Here is a 21,612-nt window from a genome sequence, read left to right on the forward strand (position 1 = left end):
CCGCAGCGGGCTCAGAGCCCCAGCATCAGCTCGAGGTTTTGCACCGCCGCGCCGCTGGCGCCCTTGCCCAGGTTGTCCAGCCGGGCGATGACGACCGCATGGCGGTGGTCCTCGTTCGGGAACACGCGGATCTCCAGGTTGTTGGTGTCGTTGAGGCCCAGTGCGTCGAGCTTGCCGTCTTCGGTCGGCGGCAGCACCTTCACGAACTGCTGCGGCGTGTTGCTCTTCGCGTAGTGCGCCGCCAGCGCCTCCTGCAGGTCGCCGGCCTTGGGCTTGCCGGGCAGCTCGTCCAGATGCAGCGGCAACTGCACCAGCATGCCCTGCCTGAAGTTGCCCACCGAGGGGATGAACACGGGCCGGCGGGTCAGGCCCGTGTACTTCATGATCTCGGGGATGTGCTTGTGCTTGAGGCCCAGGGCATAGGTCTCGAACGGCGGTGCCTCGCCCTTCTCGTACGCCTCGATCATGGTGCGGCCTCCGCCGGAGTAGCCGCTGACGGAAGGCAGCGCGATGGCGTGGTCGGCGGGCAGCAGGCCGGCATCGACCAGCGGGCGGACGATGGCGATGGCGCCGGTTGCGTAGCAGCCGGGGTTGGCCACGCGATCGGCCTTGGCCACCGCGTCCTTCTGGCCGGCCACCAGCTCGGGGAAGCCGAACACCCAGCCGGCGGCCGTGCGGTGGGCGGTGGAGGCATCGATGATCTTGGGGCGGCGGCCCTGGCCTTCGAGCTGGTCGATGAGCGCCACGGACTCGCGCGCCGCATCGTCGTGCAGGCACAGCACCACCAGGTCGACGCCGGCCATCAGCTCGCGCTTGGCGGCCACATCCTTGCGCAGCTCGGGCGCGATGCTCACGAGCTCGACCTGCGGCATCTTCTGCAGCCGCTCGCGGATCTGGAGGCCGGTGGTGCCGGCCTCGCCGTCGATGAAGATCTTGGGCATGTTGGAAGCCTCGGATTGCCGGGGAAACCGGGAAAGGGCGTAAGAAGAAACTACGTAGTGACCGCAGCGGCCGCTCGCCGTTGGTGCGGCGCACCATGATACAGTCGCCTGCTGTCCTCCGCCCGGCCACCCCCGCGCGCCGTGGCCCGAGGGCAACACGAAATCTCCCGTTCCCCAACCCCTCGTCCCCGAGAGACACCCTCATGAAGATTCACGAGTACCAAGGCAAGGAAATTCTTGCCAAGTTCGGCGTGCCTGTGCCGCGAGGCATCCCGGCATACACGGTCCAGGAGGCGGTCGAGGCCGCCCAGAAACTCGGCGGCCCCGTGTGGGTGGTCAAGGCCCAGATCCATGCGGGCGGCCGCGGCAAGGGCGGCGGCGTGAAGGTCGCCAAGAGCATCGACGACGTCAAGAAGCTCGCCGGCGACATCCTCGGCATGCAGCTCAAGACCCACCAGACCGGCCCCGAAGGCCAGAAGGTCCGCCGTCTCTACATCGAGGACGGCGCCGATATCCAGAAGGAATACTACGTCTCGGCCGTGACCGACCGCGCGACGCAAAAGGTGGCCTTCATCGCGTCCAGCGAAGGCGGCATGGACATCGAGGAAGTGGCGCATTCCTCGCCCGAGAAGATCATCACCGTTTTCGCCGATCCCAAGGACGGCCTGACCGACGCGCAGGCCCGGCAGATCGCCGACGGCATCGGCATCCCGGCCGACTCGACCGCCCAAGCGGTGGACGTCTTCAAGAAGCTCTACACCTGCTACATGGAGACCGACGCGTCCCTGGTGGAGATCAACCCCCTCAATCGCGACAGCAAGGGCAATATCGTTGCGCTGGACGCCAAGTTCAACTTCGACAGCAACGCGCTGTTCCGCCACCCCGAGATCGTGGCCCTGCGCGACCTCGACGAGGAAGACGCCGCCGAAGTCGAAGCCAGCAAGTTCGACCTGGCCTACATCAGCCTCGACGGCAACATCGGTTGCTTGGTGAACGGCGCCGGCCTCGCGATGGCCACCATGGACACCATCAAGCTCTTCGGCGGCGAGCCGGCCAACTTCCTCGACGTGGGTGGCGGCGCCACCCCCGAGAAGGTCACCGAAGCCTTCAAGATCATGCTGAAGAACAAGAACGTCGAGGCCATCCTCGTCAACATCTTCGGCGGCATCATGAAGTGCGACACCATTGCCACCGGCGTGATCGCGGCCTGCAAGGCGGTCAACCTGCAGGTGCCGCTGGTGGTGCGCATGAAAGGCACCAACGAAGTCGAAGGCAAGAAGCTGCTGGCCGATTCGGGCCTGCCCATCATCAGCGCGGACACCATGGCGGAAGCGGCCCAGAAGGTCGTGGCGGCAGTCAAGAAAGCCTAAGGAAACGACATGTCGATCTACATCAACAAAGACACCAAAGTCATCACCCAGGGCATCACCGGCAAGACCGGCCAGTTCCACACCGAGAAGTGCCAGGAATACGCGAACGGCAAGAACTGCTTCGTGGCCGGCGTCAATCCGAAGAAGGCCGGCGAGTCGATCTTCAACATCCCGATCTTCGGCTCCGTGAAGGAAGCCGCCACGCAGACCGGCGCCACCGTCTCCGTCATCTACGTGCCGCCGGCCGGCGCCGCCGCCGCCATCTGGGAAGCCGCGGAGGCAGACCTCGACATGGCCATCTGCATCACCGAGGGCATTCCGGTGCGGGACATGCTCGAAGTGCGCAACAGGATGAAGGCCAAGGTCGCCGCAGGCGGCAAGGAAACGCTGCTGCTCGGCCCCAACTGCCCCGGCCTGATCACGCCCGACGAGATCAAGATCGGCATCATGCCCGGCCACATCCACCGCAAGGGCCGCATCGGCGTGGTCAGCCGCTCCGGCACGCTGACCTATGAAGCGGTCGCGCAACTCACCGAGATCGGTCTGGGCCAGTCCAGCGCCGTGGGCATTGGCGGCGACCCGATCAATGGCCTGAAGCACATCGACGTGATGAAGGCCTTCAACGACGATCCCGAAACCGACGCCGTGATCATGATCGGCGAGATTGGCGGCCCTGACGAGGCCGATGCCGCACGCTGGTGCAAGGAGCACATGAAGAAGCCGGTGGTCGGCTTCATCGCCGGCGTGACCGCCCCCCCGGGCAAGCGCATGGGCCATGCGGGCGCTCTGATCTCGGGCGGCGCGGACACGGCGGAAGCCAAGCTCGCGATCATGGAAGAAAGCGGCTTCAAGATCACTCGCAACTTCTCGGAGCTCGGCAAACTTCTCAAGGCACAGATCTAAGGCCGCTGCGCTCCCGTCCACGCCAGAAGAAAAGCGCTCGCAATTCACGTTGCGGGCGCTTTTTCAATACATGACAGTGGAAAAGAGGCATGGATTATTTGCAAACTGCCGACTTCTGGATTGGGCTCGTCAAGATTGTCTGGATCAACATCATTCTTTCCGGGGACAACGCGGTGGTGATCGCGATGGCCGCCCGCTCGTTGCCACCTGCACAGCAGAACAAGGCTGTGATCTTGGGCTCGGGCGCCGCCGTGGTGCTGCGGATCGCGCTGACTGTCGTCGCCGCCAAGCTGCTGGCACTGCCCTACCTGCAGATCCTGGGCGGCGCGCTGCTGCTGTGGATCGGCGTGCAGTTGCTCGGGGATGAGCACGAAGACGACGGCGAGGAGAAGCAGTACGGCAGCATGTTCGGCGCGGTGCGGACCATCCTCTTGGCCGACCTGGTGATGAGCCTGGACAACGTGATCGCCGTCGCAGCGGCGGCGCGGGGCAGCATGGTGCTGCTGGCGCTGGGCCTGGCCATCAGCATCCCGTTGGTGATCTTCGGCAGTACCCTGATGATCAAGGTCATGGAGCGCTTCCCCATCATCATCATGCTCGGCGCCGCCCTGATCGGCTGGGTCGGCGGCGAGACCATCGTGAGCGACCTTGCCCTGAGCGGCGTGCTGGCGGCCACCCCCTGGCTCCACGACGCCGGCGCGGCGGCCGGTGCCCTCTTCGTCGTCGCCTACGACAGGTGGCAGCGGCGGCGCGCGGCCTCGGCCGTGCAATGATCGCGCCCCTCCGACCCCCTATTTGACTGATTCATGGCGAACCTAGGCGCATCCGTTTCCCCCGACACCGACTCGCTCGCCTGGGATTTCGCGGCCCTCACGGACCCCGGCCGGGTGCGCGCCAACAACGAGGACACGATCGCCTACGACCCTGATCTGGGCCTCGTGCTGCTGGCCGACGGCATGGGCGGTTACAACGGCGGCGAGGTCGCCAGCGGCATGGCCGTCGCGCTGCTGCAGGCCAGCTTCGGCCGCTGGCTCGCTCACGCGGGGCCGAACGCCAACCCCCGGGCGGTGCGGCGCGCCCTGCAGGCCGGCACCGACGAAGCCAACACCGCAATCCTGGAAGCCGGCGTCGCCAACCTCCAGTTGCAGGGCATGGGCACCACGCTCGTGCTGGCCGCCTTCGGCCCACGGCGCGCGATCATCGGCCACATCGGCGACTCCCGCTGCTACCGCCTGCGGCAGGACAAGCTGGAACTGCTCACCCGCGACCATTCCCTGCTGCAGGAGCAGCTCGATGCAGGCGCCATCACGCCCGAGCAGGCCAGCCTGTCGCCGCATCGCAATTTGGTGACGCGGGCACTGGGGATCGAACGCCATGTCGAACTCGAAATGCACGAGCACAACGTGAAGGCGGGAGACGTTTTCCTGCTATGTTCCGATGGCCTGAGCGAAATGGTGCCCGATGGGCAGCTTTTCACGATTTTGTTACAAGAGACGGGGCTATCTGAGAAAGCAACACTTTTGGTTGCAACCGCGAACGAGAATGGCGGCAAGGACAACATCTCCGTCGTCCTGGCCAGGGCCGGTTCGAGCGACGCGGCGCAGGCATCCGGATCGCCAGGCTCGGGCTAGCATTCACTGCAGGTGACCGCCGTGATACAACAAATGAGATCCAGGAGTCGGCCATGCCGAAAATGATCGTTTCGATCGACGGTGTCGTCATCAAGGAAGTGACGCTCGCCAAGGACCGCACCACGATGGGCCGGCGGCCCTACAACGACATCGTGATCGACAACCTCGCCATCAGCGGCGAGCATGCCGTGTTGCACATGATCGGCGGCGATGTCTACCTGGAAGACCTCAACAGCACCAACGGCACCTACGTCAACGGGCGTGCCGTCAAGAAGCAGGCGCTCGAGCACAACGACGTGATCGAGGTCGGCAAGTACAAGATCCGTTACCTGGTGGGCGGCGGTGCGAACGAAGGCGCCACGGGGCATGGTCCGGCCCTCATGGCTGCGTCTTCGGAGCCCATTCCCCTGTCTTCCGCACCCACGGTCCACACGCCGCTGGGCGGCTCCACGGGCGTGGCCGTGATTCGCGTGCTCTCGGGCAGCGGCGCCGGACGCGAGCTCTCGCTGCAGAAGGTCGTCACCACCATCGGCAAGCCCGGGGTCGCCGTCGCAGCCGTGACACGGCGCTTGCACGGCTACGTGGTGGCACCGATCGACGGCGGCACGGCCCTCAATGGCGAGCCCCTGGGCAACGAGGCCGTCGCCCTGCAGGACGGCGACGTGCTCGAGCTCGGCGGCACGCGGATGCAGTTCGTCGCCAGCTGAGCGCGTGAAGCGCGAGCGCTGCCGCGCCCGCCCGCCCCCATGAACGGACTGCGGCGACACGGCGCCCGCATCGCCATCACCCTGCTGCCCTTGCGCCTGGCGCTGCTGCACGCCGCCGGCGTCTGCCGCCTCCCCCTGCTGGTTCGGCTGGACCAGTTCATCTACGACGCCCGGCTGCGCGCCACCATGCCGGGCACGCTCGCCCCCGCATCGTGATCGTCGACATCGACGAGCCCAGCCTGCAGCAGCTCGGCCAATGGCCCTGGAGCCGAGACAAGCTGGCGCGCCTCACGGACGAGTTGATGCAAGGCGCGGCCCCGGAATTCGCCTGGCAGGAGCTCGACCTCGTGCGCGTCGAGGGCAAGGCGCAGGCGGTGCGCATCTTCACGCCACTGGGACGGAAGGGCGATGCGGCAGAGGGGTCGCATGAGGCGCTCGCGCGCTGGGCTCGTACACTGGCTGCCTACCGCGCGCAGGATTGGCATCAAGCGCAAGACCTGCTGGGCCCCTCTGCTTGCCGCCGATGCCAAAAAAGTCCTTTACCGGCTGTATGCCGAGCGTTTAGCCTCGCTGGCGTTGCAGGCCAAGGACCCCGACTGGGACGGCGCAACCCGGTTCGACAGCAAATAGAAATAGAGGGTCTCGCAAATGCAGGTGCGCGTGTTGGGGTGCTCGGGCGCCATCGCCAAGGACTGCCGCACGACCTCGTTCCTGGTCGACAGCGACCTGCTGGTCGACGCCGGCACCGGCGTGGGCGACCTGAGCCTCGACGAGATGGGCGCCATCGACGACGTGGTGCTCACCCATTCCCACCTCGACCACGTGGCCGCCCTCCCGCTCATGCTGGACGCGGTGGCCAGCCGCCGCAACAAGCCGCTGCGCGTGCATGCCTTGCGCGCGACCATCGAGGCGCTGCGGGCCCATGTGTTCAACAACGTGATCTGGCCGGATTTTTCGAGCATTCCGAGCCTGGAGGCGCCCTTCGTGAGCTTCCACGACATCGTGGTCGGGCAGGAGCTGCAACTGGGAACGCAGGCCCTCAAGAACATCGAGGTATTGCCGGCTGTTCACACGGTCCCGGCCTGCGGGTACGCGGTGCGCTGCGCCAAGGGCGGCCCGCACTGGGTTTTCAGCGGGGACACCGAGCGGAATCCGGCGTTCTGGCGGCGAGTGAATCAGCTGGATGTCGCGATGCTGGTCATCGAGACGGCGTTCAGCAATCGGGAGCAGGCGCTGGCAAGGCGGAGCCTGCATCTGTCGCCGGCGACCCTGGCAGATGAATTGGCGCACATTGCGGAAGATAAGGGCTACCCCATCTACATCACGCATACCAAGCCGGCGGAGACGGAGGAGATCATGAGCCAGATCGCTGCGCTGGCGGATGGGTCCCAGATGCACGGGGGCGGACGAGGGTGGGACATTCGGTGGCTGGAGGCGGCGGGGGTGCTGCAGGTCTGACTCGGAGCGTCGGGGAGTGACAAAATTTGTCAGCCGCTGTGCCAAATCGGCAACGGATATGTCACACGACGTAAGAAGAGTGTGAACTATTAGACGGTTTGACTGCGTCGAGCAGGGGCTACCAAGGTGGCACGGATGCTGCGGAAGGTTGAACGCACCGGGGGCCCACCTCGGGCCCCTCAACCCAACCAGGAGTTTCTTGAATGAACCGTCGTACCATCGCACGTAGCGTGCAGAAGGGTTTTACCCTTATCGAGTTGATGATCGTTGTGGCGATCATCGGTATCTTGGCGGCTGTGGCGCTGCCGGCTTATCAGGACTACACCACGCGAGCAAAGATCTCGGAAGTGATCGTTATGGGCGCCCCGGCCAAGCTCGCGGTCGCTGAAACCACGTCGTCGCTCGGCCTTCTGAGCAGCGTCACAGCATCCAATAGCGGCTACACGTTTCCTGGCGCGACAAAGTATGTGTCGAACGTGGTCATCACAGATGCTACGGGCGTCGTGACGATTACCTCGACGGTTCCGAATGCGACGGGCGACATCGTCCTGACTCCCGCGACCGTTGGTACGAATACCGGTCAGTTGCGTTGGACGTGCTCCTCTGCTATTTCTCCAAAGTACTTGCCTTCCGAGTGCCGCCCCACCTGAGCATAGACCGACGATAGAAGCGGCCCTTGAGGCCGCTTTTTTGTTCCCTCTTTCATGACGCATCGAAATCTTGCAGACGGCGTTCTGGCGTGGATGATCCCCGCCTTCGCAGTTGTTGCGTTTTCCGGCGTCATCACTTTTTTCGGGATCGCAGATCCGTACGATTTTTCACGAAAAGCGCAGATCATCTGCCTGTCGATTCTCATCGTTTGCTCCGTGTTTCGCCTGCCCGCCGTTCTTCATGAAAGACCACGATCCGGCGGCTTCTGGATCTGGGCGGTTGCGTCGGCGTTTCTAATGGTCTGCCTGCACGGCACTCGGTGGTCGCCGTTTTCCGTCGCCGACGCTTCGTTGTACGGCATGCTTTTCCTGGGGGTCTATTTCTGCGCGACGCTTTCGGAAGGCGACCCGCAAGGGCAGGATCGAAGCGCGGTAATCCTGGCGCTGGCGCCGTTGCTTAACGTCTGGATGATGGTACTGAGCATCATCGATGTTTGCCTGAGCGGCACATGGAATGACTGGCAGTTGGTGTTCTCGACAATTCGTGAATTCGACGACGCCTTGCTTCCATGCCTGTTCCTGCTCTGGCATCGGCCCGGCGGATTGGCGCGAGCGAGGATGACGCCGCTGGTTTGGCTGCTTTCGACCCTCTATCTGCTGGCGCTCTGGCAAGACGGCGCCCGCTCTGTCCTGCTGTCTGCGACAAGCGCGCTGCTGCTGGTGGCGCTTCTCCGAAAGAATCCAGCCCTGCTTCATCTGCCGATTTCCTCGCTCGCTGTCGCGGGGGCATTGTTCTACGGCATGCGATGGCTCTTCGACTCGGACCATACGACACGGACCGTGTTTCGCCTGACCACTTCGTATCGAAGCGACTTGTGGGGCGGCCTCGTGGAATCCTGGGCCCGATCGCCGTGGGTCGGGATAGGCGGCGATCAATTCGGAAGGCACGACGGCCTCGTGATCGCAATGCACCCTCACAATATAGCGCTGCAATGGATCGGGGAGTACGGATTCTTGGGGGCAGGCGCCGTCCTTCTCGTCGGCTTGCTTCTTTGTCGGTTGGTTCGGGGGCATTCCTGGATTCCTCCGTTTTGCCTCGGCGGCCTTTTGGCTTGCGTCATGAACAGTCTTTTTTCAGGTGCATTCGTCTATCCCTTGAGTCAGCTGCTGATCATGTGGATGGCTGGATGGGCCCTGGCGTGCTACCGCGAGCGCTCAACCGATGCAGCCGCGGCGGCCGCTCCAGTTGCGAATCTCAGGTGGCGTGCGCCGATCGTGCTGGTATCCGCGATGCTGCTGGCGGGCATGTGGACTGTCCATGGGCGCGACCTGGTGTCGCGCCAATCTTCAAATGATTCAGACAAAACGTCCCCGCCGCGCTTCTGGCAACGCGGGGCTGTCCTTCATCTCGACAAGCCTGGTGCGAGGCAGTAGCTTGCTTTGACGACCGAACAGAGTCCCATGTCGAACCTCCAGCAGGCCTTGGAGAGCACCGTGACGGTGGAGCCGAAGGCGCGCTCGAACCGCAATGCATCGGCGGGTGTGGGCTGGTCGCTGTTGGCTTTCGGCTTCGCCCTACCGTGGCTAGTTCCCGTCCATTCCTATCCGTGGCCTACGCTCTACAACGAGGTCGCCGCCGGTCTTGCCCTCCTGCCGCTGGCCCTTTGGGCGGTGACACGGCGTGCGCGAATGGATTTAGACATGCTCTCGCTGGGCTTTGCTGCCGTTGCGTTGGTTCCCCTGCTGCAGGCTGCGGGCGGCATGTTTGCGTTTCCTGGCGAGGCGCCTCTAATCAGCGTGTACCTTTTGGGTTGCGCCGTTGCGGTCGCGATCGCCAGGTCCTGCGAGGCGCTGGCCCCCGGCCGCTTGCCGGACGCGCTGTTCGCAAGTTTCATCATCGCCGCCAAGGCCTCCACGGCACTTGCGCTCGCGCAATGGCTCTTGCTCGATTGGGGACCGTTCATGGCCCCCATCTCGATTGGTAACCGCCCCATGGCCAATGTGGGCCAGTCCAACGAGCTGAGCACGCTGCTGCTATGGGGGCTGATCGGTTTGTGGTGGGCTCACGCCCGACAGCGCATTGGGGGCCAGGTGGCACTTTTTGCTGCAGCCACCCTGTTGCTCGGAGTCGCAAGTACGCAGTCTCGAACGGGCTGGCTTGGCATTGCACTGTTGCTCGCTGTTGCTTGGGTCTCGCCAGCTTCTCTGGGGACCGCGAAGCACCGACTGGTCCTTGTCGGGCTGGGACTCTGGTTCGCTGTGCTGGCCTTCGGCTGGACATTCGCGACCGAACTCATTGGTGCCGGTGGGGCAGATAGTCTGGGTTCGCGGCTAAGGTCGGGGCTCCGACCGGAAATTTGGTCCATGATGATCGATGGGATACATCATCGACCATGGCTGGGCTACGGTTGGAACCAAGGCCGATTGGTCCAGGTCGACGAACTGCCCCAGTACGCCGACCTGAAGAGGGGCATCCAGCACGCCCACAACCTTGTGCTCGACTTAATGCTGTGGAATGGGGTGCCCCTGGGCCTGGCCATCGCTGCACTGTTGGGTCTTTGGTTATGGTGGCAGGTGCAACGCGCCTCCAGCGCAGAGCAGATCCTGATTCTGCTTGCCATCGGTACATTCACGCTGCACGCTTTGCTCGAGCTGCCGCATTGCAAGGCCTTCTTCCTGGTTCCGGTCGCGCTGATGATGGGCATCCTGAACGCGCGCTCGACGCTCGTTGCACCCGCCCGCCTGCCACTCGCCGTATCGGCGGCCCTTGTGATTGCGCTGGGCAGCGTCCTGCTTCTCATGTGGAAGGACTACCGCGCGATTGAAATGGACGTGCAATCCCAGCGCTTACGAGCCGCCCGAATCGGTGTTCGGGCGCCCCCTCCGGCGCCTGAGATTCATATCCTGAACGGATTGCAGGCCGCTCTTGTCAACGAGCGCATCGAGCCGCGCGAAGACATGCCGGCAGACGAGATCGAGCGCTTGCGCTTGACCGCACGGCGCTATCCCGAGGAGGCCGCGCTCTTGAGGTATGCCAAGGCTGCCGCGCTCAATGGGCAGTCGCTGGCTGCGCAGGACGCGCTGCGGCAATCGTGCATGCTCTTCCAGCATAGTTATTGCGACAAGCTTCGAATCGCCTGGGGCGAATTCGGGCGCGAACATCCTGGAGTCGAGCCGGTGCCCTTTCCTCGTCTGGATCTCAGTATCCAATGAACGCACAGCGATGCAAGAGACGATCCTGAGCTGGTCTCGTTCGCGAAAGCGCATGGTGGTCATGGCGCTCGACGCCGTGCTCGCGCTGGTCTCGATGTGGCTTGCATTCACCTTGCGGCTCGACACGCTGCATTGGCCCATGGGAGCCGAATGGGTCGCCTACGCAGTGGCGCCAACGCTGGCTCTACCGGTCTTCCTCCGGCTGGGCCTGTACAAGGCGATCTTCCGCTACACGGGCGTGGCATCGATCCTGGCAACGGGCCGCGCTGTCGCGCTGTACGGCTTGGCGCTGTGTCCGCTCGTCTGGCTGCTCTTCCAATGGGAGGGCATCCCTCGCAGCCTCATCATGCTGCAGCCGCTCCTCTTCCTAATCCTCGTGGCATCGAGCCGCGCACTGGGCTGGCAATGGATCGCCAGCCGCACCCGTTTGCGCGGCACGCCCTTGTTGATCTATGGAGCCGGCATTGCAGGGGCGCAGACAGCGGCCGCGCTCTCCGGAACACACGACTACACGCTGGTCGGATTCGTCGATGACGATCCCCAGAAGGTCGGACGCACAATCAATGGGGTCAAGGTCCATGCCTATGCCGAAACCGCGGATGTCGTTGCGCGGTACAGGGTCACGGATATTCTTCTCGCGGTGCCGAGCGCGACGCGGCAGCGGCGCAATCAGATCATCGAGCGTCTGCAATCGCTGCCTGTACGGATTCGTTCGTTGCCTGGGTTGGCGGATCTCGCCAGCGGGCGAGTCACGGTGGACGATTTCCGCGACCTCGACCTCGACGACTTGCTCGGGCGCGAACCCGTGACGTCACGGCCCGATTTCCTTGCCGGCGCCCTGGCCGGCCGGGTCATCATGGTGACCGGAGCGGGAGGCAGCATCGGCAGCGAACTGTGCCGTCAAATTGCGCGCCAAGCGCCCAGCACGCTTCTTCTCGTCGACCACAGCGAATATTCGCTTTACAAGATCCACCACGAGCTCGAGCAATGGGCGCTCGGCGGCGGTTCGAGCATGACCCTTGTGCCCGTGCTCTGCAATGTCTGCAACCTGCAGCGCTTGGAGTCGCTCAACGAGGCTTACCGTCCACAGGTGATCTACCACGCGGCAGCCTATAAGCATGTCCCCATGGTCGAATCCAATCCAGGAGAGGCGGTCATCAACAATGTGTTGGGCACGCTCAACTTGGCCCGCACGGCACTCAAGTGGGGTGTCGATAGCCTAGTTCTCGTGTCCACCGATAAAGCTGTCAGGCCGACCAGTGTGATGGGTGCCACCAAGCGGATTGCCGAACAGATCCTGCAGTCGCTTGCTGATTGTGAGACCGACCCTTTCGACGATGGAAGTCCAAGGCGCGTTAAGACGGATTCAATGACGCGATTCTCGATGGTGCGCTTCGGCAATGTCCTAGGGTCGAGCGGCAGCGTAGTTCCCCTGTTTCGCGCCCAGATCGCTAGTGGCGGCCCAGTGACGGTGACGGACCCGGAGGTTACGCGATACTTCATGACGATCCCGGAGGCTGTGCAACTGGTGCTGTATGCGGGAGCAATGGCACGGGGGGGAGATCTCTTTGTGCTCAACATGGGCGCGCCTGTGAAGATCGCGGATCTCGCCAAGCGCATGATCACGCTTTCCGGGCGAACGGTCCGAGATGAGTTTCGTCCGACCGGTGATATCAGCATCGCCTTCACTGGTCTTCGCGCAGGGGAAAAGCTCTTTGAGGAGCTCCTCATCGGAGAAAATCCAATGCCCACAGCGCACCCCCGCATCATTCGCGCATTGGAGGAGTTTGTGACTTGGCCTGACCTGAAGGTACATCTTCAAGCGTTGCTGGATGCTGCGCGCCTCGATGACGTGGCGCGAATGAAGGAAACACTGTCCTTGCTAGTCGCTGGCTATAGCCACCTCGACCTCAATGACAGCATGCCCATTCGGCCCTGAAGCGTATTGACGATGTCCACCCTCCGTTGGAGTACAGGGGTCTACGCATCAGCCGTTCTGGTCGATCGTCTATTGGGGTTTTTTCTGTTGCCTCTGTTGACGCGCTCGATCAGTCCGGCGGATTATGGCGCGTGGACCCAAACCGCGATCACGGCGAGCATGCTTATGCCGATAGTCCTCTTTGGGTTCTCGACGACCATCGTTCGCTACTTCTCCACGGCAACAGTGACGGCGATGCGGAGGCGTTACTTCTGGCAACTGGGCATGGTCGCCCTCGCGCTGTTCGTCGTCTGTGGAGCCTGTGTGACGGCTTTCCCGGGACCTGTCTCTCATGCTATTTTTGGAGACAGCTCAAAGCAAACCTTACTGCCATCCCTTCTAATGCTGCTCGCAGCAGACGCTACAGCAGACTATGCGTGTGCATGGTTGCGTGCGTCTGGCCGCATCGGGCTGATTGCAGCGACGCTGATCGCGCGCAGCCTTATCCGCTATGGTGTCGTACTGGCGCTGGTGGGGCAATACGCACCCTCGATGGCTGTCTGGTTCGCGCAATATGCTGGTACTCAGCTCATCCTGTCGTTCTTGGCCTTCTGCCTTGCTGCTGCAGTCGTCACTCGCCAAAAACAGGTCTTAACGGAGACGACCGACAGCCCCGACCTTAATGAGTTGCTCCGATTTTCCGCACCACTTGTCTTGCTGGCTCTCCTGACCTGGATGTGCGGCTTTTTCGATCGCTTCTTGCTGGTTCATTCGCTCGACCTGGAATCGGTCGCTTTCTACGCGGCCGCGGTCTCGCTATGCGCCATTCCCGCCGTGATTCACAGCGTGCTCGGCTTCACGCTCTTTCCAGTCCTTTCCGAGCACTGGCAGGCGGGCCGGCTCGCCGAGGTGTGCAAGCTGATGAGCTTGGCCGTGCGGGTGTTCCTGTTCCTCACCATCCCGATGGCACTTCTGCTTGCGATCGCCGGCCCGCGCCTCCTTTCGTTGTTCGCCACCGTGGAGTACCGGGCAGAAGCCCCAGTGTTTGCCTTCCTTGCCGTGTCCGTCGCAGCATTTGGCGTCTATCAAATTCTTCTCTACGCCCTACTGCTGGAGGGCCGCAGCAAGCACGTGCTTGGTTTAGCCGGGCTGGCCGTGGCGGTCAATCTTGCACTCAATCTAGCCCTGATTCCTGGCTTGGGACTTGTCGGCGCCGCAGCAGCGGCAGCGACTTCCAATATCGTGATGGTCTGTCTGGCGGTGCGACTGGCGCGAGCGGCATTGCCTTGGTCGTTCCCATGGCAGGAATCGCTTCGGATTCTGGCCAATGCCGTCACGGCATCATTGCCTTTGCTCCTGCTCATGGCATACGGCTCCGGGTCACTTGCCGCGTCCGCTTCGGCTTCGGCCTTGAGTTTGTCGATCTATTTGGGGCTGGATTGGTCGCGGTCGGCCTCTATCGCTCGATTGCTTGCAAAGCCATAGAGGTCTCATGAGCGACAACGCATTTGACGCGCAATTCGAGTTGACGCAAAGGCAGTATTTGGCCGGAGTCGACTTCTACACGTGGGCCCGCCACTTCCATGTGGTCAAAGACCTGTGCAGGCTCGCGCAGGGGACCGTTCTGGAGGTGGGCACGGGCGATGGCGTCGTGAAGCGCTGCGTCCAGCCCTTCGTCAAGAGCTACACCGTGATGGATGTTAACTACAGGCTTCAGCCTGATGTACTGGGCGACCTCCGCATATCAGTTCCAAGCCTGGTCGATCGTTTCGATGTAGCGATCGCAACGGAGGTTTTGGAGCACATCCCGTTCGAGGACTTCTCAATCTGCCTCGGACACTTGCACACCTACTTGCGGTTAGGCGGGCGTCTGTTGCTCACAGTGCCACACCGCAAGGGCCACATGCTGGTTGTCACGCCTCGCCAGCATCTCTGGAAATGGCGCTTTCCGGTCGGTCTTACAAGCCTGAGCGAGGCCTACCATCGATTCGTTCGTCGCAGGATCTGGATCGATCCGCATCATTGCTGGGAAATCGGCGACGGCCGCGTGAAGCGCGAACACATAACTGCTGCCTTGCGGGCGCAGGATTTCACCGTGGAGCACTTTACCGAGTTGCCGTACTGCGACTATTGGCTGCTTCGAAAACAGCAGTCCTCGGCCCGATGAAGATACTGCTGATCTCCTACTACTTCCCACCGATGGGCGGCGCCGGAGTGCAACGCGCGCTGAAGCTCGCGAAGTATCTGCCGGCATTTGGCGTTACGCCTGTGGTCGTGAGCGGCTTTGACCCGCACTATGTCCAGGACGCGTCCCTGACCAGCGAACTGTCCGAGGATCTGGTTGTTCGACGCGTCCCGCACACGCCGTTGCTGACCAAGCTGGCTGCCATCAGGCGGGCGCGACGCGTCTCGATGCCAGCGACCGAGGTCAAGGCCTCCTCGGCTGGCTTGCGCAATGCGTTTCTCGGCGCCTGGAACGCGCTGCACTACCCCGACGACAAGGCGGGCTGGGCGCGAACCGCATGGCGTGAGGCTCGTCGCCTTTTGCGCCAAGAGGCGCATCGTGGCGTGCCTTTCGACCTCGTGTTCACCACGTCGCCGCCCGCCTCGGCTCACGCGATCGGAGAAAGATTGAGTCGGGAGTTCGGACTTCCTTGGGTTGCCGACTTTCGTGATCTATGGACCGAAAACCCCGCATACCTCGTCTCGCGATGGAGGCACGTTCTCGATCGTCGGTTGGAGCAACGTTGGCTCAATCGCGCAACAGGCATCGTGACCGTCACCGAATCATGGCGGGGACTGTTGACCGCGCGTCGTCCGCAAGGGGCTTCTTCGGCTTTCATACCTAACGGCTACGACGAAGACGACTTCGCCGGTCTCGAACACTCATCAGCCTCTCCCGGCGTCTTTACGCTGGTGCATACGGGGACCTTCTATGGTCCACGCGACCCCTCGGCCTTTCTCGAAGGGGTCTCGCTGTACCTTCAGGGGCGCCGCGAAGGACACGACGCGCTTCGCGTACGCTTGGTCGGCAACATGGGCGATCGCTTTCGGGCACAACTTGAGGTATTCAGCGACCGCCATCCGAATGTCATCGAGTGCATCGAGTATCTGCCGCACCGCCAGGCAATCGCCGAGCTAATGGCGGCCGATGCGTTGTTGCTGATCGTAGGAGGAGGGCGTGGCGCCGGCGTCAGCGGCTGGCTGCCCGGAAAGATTTTCGAGTACCTGCGCGTGCGCAAGCCAATCCTGTTGCTTGGTGATATTGATGGCGACGCTGCGCAGTTGCTCCGCCGCCATGGCCATGGATGGTTGGTGCAGGAAGGTGACGCCGAGGGCGTCGCAGCAGTGTTGCGCTCCATGCTCGATCTGAGCTGCGCCAGCGCCAGCCACCTGCCAGGCGGCGGTCTGGACGTGGACAAACCGGTGGCATGCTTCGAACGGCGCGAACTTGCGCGCCGGATGGCAGACTTCATGAGGGAGTGTGCCGAACAGCATCAGCAACCTAGAAAGGCCGGTCATGTCTGAGGACGATCGCGTTCGCAGTCGCTACGCGGAACGCGACGCCAGCCAGACGCTTAGCGGATTCTGGACGCTTACGAACCCGGTCGTGCTGCATCTCGCCCAGGAGCGCGAACGGGTCGCGATTGCAGCGCTGGCGAGGCATACGGAAATCGATCTTCGCGAGGCGCGAATACTCGACGTAGGATGCGGATGGGGTGTGGAGTTCGCCAACTACCTGCGCTGGGGTGCGTCGCTGGAGAATCTTGTCGGTATCGACCTGATGCTGCCGCGCCTGCAGGAGGCGAGGCGCCGCTACAGCGCATCTGTAGTCAACGCATCAGGCGCCGCACTTCCCTTTTTGGATGGATGCTTCGACGTTGTTTGCCAGAACGTCGTGTTCAGTTCCATCATCGACAACGGCGTGAAAAAGCAAGTTGCCCGCGAGATGTTGAGAGTTCTGCGCCCCGGCGGGCTTGTGTTCTGGTACGACGCATTTCGCACTCGTTCCCGCGACGTCCATTTCCGCGCGGTTCCGATGGCTGAAGTACAGTCCCTTTTTCCAGACACTCGCTTCACCTGGCATCGGCTTACCACAGATCTCGGATTGCTCAAACGATTGAACTCCGTGTTCGGCTCGCGCGCAATGTCATTGTTCGACCTGTCCAGAGTACTCAAGACGCACTTGCTTGCGATCGGAGTGAAGTCTTGACCATCGACCTATGCCTGCTGGGCGACGCGAGCAGCGTGCACACCCAACGCTGGGCCAGGGAGATGCTTGCGCGCAATTTCAAGGTATCGTTGATCACCGCGCGACCACAGGCACTGGATGGCGTCGAGCAACGTGTTCTGTCTCCGGTCAAGCGATCCGCCGATTGGTTACTGCGTGTCGGCGAAGCCCGCAGGCACCTTCGCGAACTGGCCCCGGACATCGTACATGCGCACTACATCACCTCCTATGGCTATCTAGCAGCGCGTTGCGAGCAACGTCCGCTGGTGATGACGGCATGGGGCAGCGATATTCTCGTGTCGCCGGTTGCGAGCGCCTTGATACGCGGGCTGACCCGGTGGACACTCAAGCATGCCGACCTTCTAACAGGCGATTCGCGGGACCTCGTTGAAGCCATGTTGGACTATACGCCGGGAAGCGTGGTCGAACAGGTGCATTGGGGTGCCGATATGACACGGTTCCGGCCGTCGCCATGGACAGAGAAGACTGGTTTTCAGATTGCAAGTCTGCGTTCCTGGGAGTCAAATTATCGAATCGAGACAATCGTCGAGAGCGCGGCACTCTTCCATCGTCAGCACCCGGAGGCCAACATGCACCTCCACCTTCTGGGCGGAGGGTCGCAGGAGGCTGCGTTGCGTTCGCGTGTGCGAGCGCTAGGCATCGATGCCCGCGTGAGTTTGCATGGTAGGCTGGATGATGCAGGCATGATGGCGGTTCTCGACCGGTGCAAGGTCTCGATATCGATACCCGTGAGCGATGCGACTTCGGTCTCTCTCCTCGAGAGCATGGCATGCGGGCTACCTGTCATCGCCTCGGACTTGCCCGCAAATCGCGATTGGCTCGACGGCCAAGAAGGGCTGATGCTCCCCAAAGTCGACAAGGAACCGGTGGCGGCCTTACTCGCGGATCTATGGCGCGACGAGGGGAAAGCGAAGGGTTTCGGCTTGAAGAACCTCGATCGCATGCGGCGCGATGGATCTCGGTCTGTACAGATGGACCGAATGGCGGCGCTCTACGCTACCCTGCTCGAGCAACGGCGCGTCGCTGGGGACTTCCGATGAACGCTTCTCCGGGTCGGGTCAGCGTCATCGTTCCTTGCCGGAACGAACAACGGTATGTCGAAGCGTTCTGTGCCGCGGTACTCGCGCAGACGCTGCCGGCGGGATGGTCGATGCAACTTGTAGTCGCGGATGGAATGAGCGAAGACGGGACCCGTGAAGTGTTGGAGCGCGTTTCGCAGGCCGAGTCTCGTGTGCAGTGGATCGACAATCCAGATCTTGTCGTCTCTGCGGGGCTCAACCGCGCGTTGGCTTGCGCTGACGGCGAGGTGATCGTTCGCATGGACGTGCATACCGAGTATGCAACCGACTACATCGCCGAATGCATCGCGGTTCTGGCCGAAACCCACGCGGACAATGTGGGTGGCGCGTGGCGTGCTGCGCCCGAATCCGACGCTGGCGCGACACAGCGGGCCATCGCCGCTGCGTTTCAATCCCCGTGGGTGGCTGGCGGCGCTCTTTCTCGACGGCTCGACCACGAGGGATGGGTCGACACGGTGTACCTCGGCTGCTGGCCGCGGGCGACCTTTGAGCGTTTTGGCGTGTTTGACGAATCATTGGTCCGCAATCAAGACGACGAACACAACTTACGGCTCATACGTGGCGGTGGAGGAGTGTGGCAGTCGCCGCGCATCCGCAGCATCTACCGTCCCCGGGCATCACTCACGCAACTTCTTCGCCAGTATCTGCAATATGGCTACTGGAAACCGTTTGTCATCTGGAAGCACGGACACGCGGGGTCAGCGCGGCATCTCGTGCCTGCCCTCTTCGTCGCCGGCTCGGGTCTGCTGTTTCTGGCGAGCTTGTTGGGGGCTTCGATGTGGTCCTCGCTCGGCTGGCTGCTGCTCTACGTCGTCGTGCTCGGGGTTCTGACGTGGGACGTCGCGTTTCGCGAACGACTCGACGCGGCAACGCTTGCCCTTGTTCCCATTGTGATTGCTGCCTATCACCTGGGCTACGGGACCGGCTCAATTCTCGGGTGGTGCGATGTACTGCGCGGTGCCAAGCCAAACGAGCGGTTCGCGACATTGACCAGGTAACCGTGATGCCCGACGCAAACACCGAGCCCGATAAGGAGCTTCGAGCAGTTCGAGAACGCTACTCTCGGCGCAGTTCGCAGGATGCTCGCTACAGCGCTTTCAATCCTGCCGCGCTCTACTCCCAGCAAGAACGACAGCGCGTCATGCTGCATCTGCTCGCTGGGAGCGGCTTGACGGGGCTCGGTAGTGTCGACCTTGTCGAAGTTGGAAGTGGTGATGGGGCCAACCTATTGGAATGGCTACGCTTCGGCTGCTCGCCTGAGAGGCTTCGTGGAGTCGAACTTCTTCCGGAGCGCCACGCCGCAGCACGTTCGCGCCTACCCGCCTCTGTGCGATTGACGCTGGGCGATGCCGTAACTGCAGAGATCGAAGAAAGCAGTTGCGACGTGGTGCTCGCATCCACGGTTTTCTCATCCCTGCTTGACGACGATTTCCAATGTCGTCTGGCTCGTGCGATGTGGCGCTGGTTGAGGCCCGGCGGTGGTGTCCTGTGGTATGACTTCACCGTCGACAATCCACGCAACTCCGACGTCCGTGGCGTGCCACCGAGCCGCGTACGCGCTCTGTTCCCACAAGGACGCATGAACGCCAAGCGCGTGACTTTGGCGCCTCCGATCTCGCGCCGTGTAGCAGCGGTGCATCCATCTCTCTACATCCTCTTCAATGCGTTCCCGTGGCTGCGCACTCACATGGTCGCTTGGATCATCAAACCCTAAAACCATGCCTCAAGATCCATTTCTCCCATTTGCGCTGCCTGAGCTCGGCGACGAGGAACTCGCCGAGATTGCGGACACCCTCAGATCGGGTTGGGTCACAACCGGACCCAAGACGCGACGCTTTGAGGATGCCCTTCGCAACTTTCTCGGGGACGAGGCGCTCCACTGCCTAGCGGTCAACTCTGCCACTGCTGGACTCCATCTGGCTTTGGAAGCCTTTGGCATCGGCCCGGGCGATGAGGTGATCACGACCACCCATACTTTCACAGCAACCGCCGAAGTCATTAGATACCTAGGTGCCGATGTGACCTTGGTCGATATCGATTCCAACTCCCTGTGCATCGATCCCCGGCTGATCGAGAAAGCGATCACGCCGCGCACCAAAGCGATCGTTCCGGTTCACTATGCCGGTCTCGCCGCGGACATTCCGGCCTTGTTGGAACTTGCACGGCCCCGTGGTCTGAAGGTCATCGAGGACGCCGCGCATGCTCTGCCCGCCACATCTGGAGGACGACTGATTGGCACCCTGGAATCGGATGCCACCGTTTTCAGCTTCTATGCCAACAAGACCATGACAACAGGCGAAGGCGGGATGGTCGTCACGCGTGACGATGCTGTCGCCCGGCGTATGAAGGTCATGCGCCTGCATGGCATCGACCGCGATGCCTTCGATCGCTTTCGATCCGAGCGGCCCGCGTGGTACTACGAGGTCGTCGCTCCCGGCTACAAGTACAACCTCACCGACATTGCTGCGGCCATTGGCTTGGTGCAACTGACCAAGTTGCCTCGATTCCTGCAACGTCGGAAGTACCTTGCCGGACGATATCGAAAAGCACTGAACGCCCTTCCGCTGCTCTGCCCTCCGGATGCACCTGAAGGTGAAGTTCATGCCTGGCATCTCTATGTCGTTCGACTGACCTCGAACGCGAGGATCACCAGAGACGCGCTCATTCAGCAGTTGTCGGATCGTGGTATCGGGACGAGCGTGCACTACATTCCGCTTCATCGCCAGCCCTACTGGCGCGACCTCTATGGGCTCAAGCCCGAGATGTTTCCCTGCTCCGAAGCAGCTTACCAATCCATGCTGAGCATTCCTCTCTTCACAGCCATGACGGATCAAGACCAGGATCGGGTGATAGACGCTTTGCACGAGATACTGACCTGATGATCAAACGGGGCTTCGACATCTGTTTTTCACTTTGCGCATTGCTGGTCTCCGCACCCGTTCTCGCAATCATTTCGCTCTGGATCAAGTTCGACTCCCCCGGACCGGTGCTATTCCGGCAGCAGCGTATTGGCCTGCGAGGCCGCCCGTTTGCCATCAACAAATTTCGAACCATGCGGATTGGAGCCGACGAACAGGGGCCGCAGATTACGGTAGAGGCTGACCCGCGCGTGACGCGAGCTGGTGCGTTCTTGCGCCGCCACAAGCTGGACGAGTTGCCACAGCTCTTCAACGTGCTCATCGGGAACATGAGCATTGTGGGACCGAGACCGGAGGTCTCTCGCTACGTCGACCTCTATCCGCGCGAGAAGCGGGAACTCATCCTCAGTGTGCGGCCGGGCATCACCGATCTTGCTTCCATCGCTTACCGGGACGAGAGTGCACTACTTTCCAGCGCGGGCGACCCCGAAGAACGCTATCTCAGCGAAATCCTGCCAGCAAAGCTGGAGTACTGCTGCTGCTACGTCAAGCAACGCAGCATGAAGCTCGACCTATTCATCATCTGGCGAACCGTTGCCGCAGTCCTCCGTAGGCCGCAGTCCTAGAGAAGA

The 21,612-nt window shown here is 62.3% G+C and carries 22 protein-coding genes and 1 pseudogene; 22 read left to right on the top strand and 1 reads right to left on the bottom strand.

Annotated features, from left to right (window positions below):
• Positions 1-11 precede the first annotated feature (11 nt).
• On the bottom strand, positions 12-941 hold the full coding sequence (gene argC / locus AC3A6Y_RS02245; RefSeq protein ID WP_487866600.1) for an N-acetyl-gamma-glutamyl-phosphate reductase: 930 nt from the start codon (positions 939-941) through the stop codon (positions 12-14).
• 203 nt (positions 942-1,144) lie between these two features.
• On the opposite strand from argC, the gene sucC reads away from it, so the two are divergent.
• The 22 genes and pseudogenes from sucC to AC3A6Y_RS02355 all read left to right on the top strand — a co-directional run bounded on the left by sucC (position 1,145) and on the right by AC3A6Y_RS02355 (position 21,606).
• The gene (sucC, locus tag AC3A6Y_RS02250) at positions 1,145-2,311 is read left to right on the top strand and encodes an ADP-forming succinate--CoA ligase subunit beta (protein ID WP_487866601.1); all 1,167 of its coding nucleotides are present in this window, start codon (positions 1,145-1,147) and stop codon (positions 2,309-2,311) included.
• A 9-nt stretch (positions 2,312-2,320) separates the two neighbouring features.
• Entirely contained in the window at positions 2,321-3,214 is an 894-nt protein-coding gene (gene sucD / locus AC3A6Y_RS02255) for a succinate--CoA ligase subunit alpha (protein WP_487866602.1), read from the top strand.
• An 89-nt stretch (positions 3,215-3,303) separates the two neighbouring features.
• Entirely contained in the window at positions 3,304-3,987 is a 684-nt protein-coding gene (locus AC3A6Y_RS02260; RefSeq protein WP_487866603.1) for a TerC family protein, read from the top strand.
• 33 nt (positions 3,988-4,020) lie between these two features.
• Positions 4,021-4,845: a Stp1/IreP family PP2C-type Ser/Thr phosphatase gene (locus AC3A6Y_RS02265; protein WP_487866604.1), complete on the top strand. Its 825-nt coding sequence runs from the start codon at positions 4,021-4,023 to the stop codon at positions 4,843-4,845.
• Positions 4,846-4,898: 53 nt separating this feature from the next.
• Positions 4,899-5,552 carry an FHA domain-containing protein gene (locus tag AC3A6Y_RS02270; RefSeq protein ID WP_487866605.1) on the top strand — a complete coding sequence of 218 codons (654 nt, stop codon included), beginning with the start codon at positions 4,899-4,901 and terminating at the stop codon, positions 5,550-5,552.
• A 39-nt stretch (positions 5,553-5,591) separates the two neighbouring features.
• Complete coding sequence (locus tag AC3A6Y_RS02275; protein ID WP_487866606.1) at positions 5,592-5,768, top strand: hypothetical protein; 177 nt, start codon at positions 5,592-5,594, stop codon at positions 5,766-5,768.
• Positions 5,765-5,815 (top strand): annotated as a pseudogene (locus AC3A6Y_RS02280) (hypothetical protein); the annotation flags it as partial. The gene AC3A6Y_RS02275 and the pseudogene AC3A6Y_RS02280, both read left to right, overlap by 4 nt.
• Before the next feature lie 163 nt (positions 5,816-5,978).
• Positions 5,979-6,182, top strand: coding sequence for a hypothetical protein (locus AC3A6Y_RS02285; RefSeq protein ID WP_487866607.1), 204 nt, complete (start codon positions 5,979-5,981; stop codon positions 6,180-6,182).
• A gap of 18 nt (positions 6,183-6,200) precedes the next feature.
• Positions 6,201-7,010, top strand: a complete 810-nt coding sequence (locus AC3A6Y_RS02290; RefSeq protein WP_487866608.1) for a 3',5'-cyclic-nucleotide phosphodiesterase — start codon at positions 6,201-6,203, stop codon at positions 7,008-7,010.
• A 203-nt stretch (positions 7,011-7,213) separates the two neighbouring features.
• Positions 7,214-7,660, top strand: coding sequence for a pilin (locus AC3A6Y_RS02295; protein ID WP_487866609.1), 447 nt, complete (start codon positions 7,214-7,216; stop codon positions 7,658-7,660).
• Positions 7,661-7,714: 54 nt separating this feature from the next.
• Positions 7,715-9,094: an O-antigen ligase family protein gene (locus AC3A6Y_RS02300; RefSeq protein WP_487866610.1), complete on the top strand. Its 1,380-nt coding sequence runs from the start codon at positions 7,715-7,717 to the stop codon at positions 9,092-9,094.
• A gap of 27 nt (positions 9,095-9,121) precedes the next feature.
• Positions 9,122-10,873: a PglL family O-oligosaccharyltransferase gene (locus AC3A6Y_RS02305; protein ID WP_487866611.1), complete on the top strand. Its 1,752-nt coding sequence runs from the start codon at positions 9,122-9,124 to the stop codon at positions 10,871-10,873.
• A gap of 10 nt (positions 10,874-10,883) precedes the next feature.
• Positions 10,884-12,812, top strand: coding sequence for a polysaccharide biosynthesis protein (locus AC3A6Y_RS02310; RefSeq protein WP_487866612.1), 1,929 nt, complete (start codon positions 10,884-10,886; stop codon positions 12,810-12,812).
• Between the two features lie 12 nt (positions 12,813-12,824).
• Positions 12,825-14,276, top strand: a complete 1,452-nt coding sequence (locus tag AC3A6Y_RS02315; protein ID WP_487866613.1) for a lipopolysaccharide biosynthesis protein — start codon at positions 12,825-12,827, stop codon at positions 14,274-14,276.
• A 7-nt stretch (positions 14,277-14,283) separates the two neighbouring features.
• A complete protein-coding gene (locus AC3A6Y_RS02320) occupies positions 14,284-14,958 on the top strand; it encodes a methyltransferase domain-containing protein (protein ID WP_487866614.1) in 675 nt (224 codons plus the stop codon).
• Positions 14,955-16,319, top strand: a complete 1,365-nt coding sequence (locus AC3A6Y_RS02325; RefSeq protein WP_487866615.1) for a glycosyltransferase — start codon at positions 14,955-14,957, stop codon at positions 16,317-16,319. Before AC3A6Y_RS02320 ends, AC3A6Y_RS02325 begins: the two co-directional genes overlap by 4 nt.
• Positions 16,312-17,004, top strand: coding sequence for a class I SAM-dependent methyltransferase (locus AC3A6Y_RS02330; RefSeq protein WP_487866616.1), 693 nt, complete (start codon positions 16,312-16,314; stop codon positions 17,002-17,004). Before AC3A6Y_RS02325 ends, AC3A6Y_RS02330 begins: the two co-directional genes overlap by 8 nt.
• Positions 17,001-18,083 carry a glycosyltransferase gene (locus AC3A6Y_RS02335; protein WP_487866617.1) on the top strand — a complete coding sequence of 361 codons (1,083 nt, stop codon included), beginning with the start codon at positions 17,001-17,003 and terminating at the stop codon, positions 18,081-18,083. Before AC3A6Y_RS02330 ends, AC3A6Y_RS02335 begins: the two co-directional genes overlap by 4 nt.
• Positions 18,080-19,120, top strand: coding sequence for a glycosyltransferase family 2 protein (locus AC3A6Y_RS02340; RefSeq protein WP_487866618.1), 1,041 nt, complete (start codon positions 18,080-18,082; stop codon positions 19,118-19,120). Before AC3A6Y_RS02335 ends, AC3A6Y_RS02340 begins: the two co-directional genes overlap by 4 nt.
• 5 nt (positions 19,121-19,125) lie before the next feature.
• Positions 19,126-19,836, top strand: coding sequence for a class I SAM-dependent methyltransferase (locus AC3A6Y_RS02345; RefSeq protein ID WP_487866619.1), 711 nt, complete (start codon positions 19,126-19,128; stop codon positions 19,834-19,836).
• A gap of 4 nt (positions 19,837-19,840) precedes the next feature.
• A complete protein-coding gene (locus AC3A6Y_RS02350; protein ID WP_487866620.1) occupies positions 19,841-21,001 on the top strand; it encodes a DegT/DnrJ/EryC1/StrS family aminotransferase in 1,161 nt (386 codons plus the stop codon).
• A complete protein-coding gene (locus AC3A6Y_RS02355) occupies positions 21,001-21,606 on the top strand; it encodes a sugar transferase (RefSeq protein ID WP_487866621.1) in 606 nt (201 codons plus the stop codon). Before AC3A6Y_RS02350 ends, AC3A6Y_RS02355 begins: the two co-directional genes overlap by 1 nt.
• The last annotated feature ends 6 nt before the right edge of the window (positions 21,607-21,612 follow it).

The organism is Variovorax sp. Soil_C_17 (assembly GCF_057657265.1).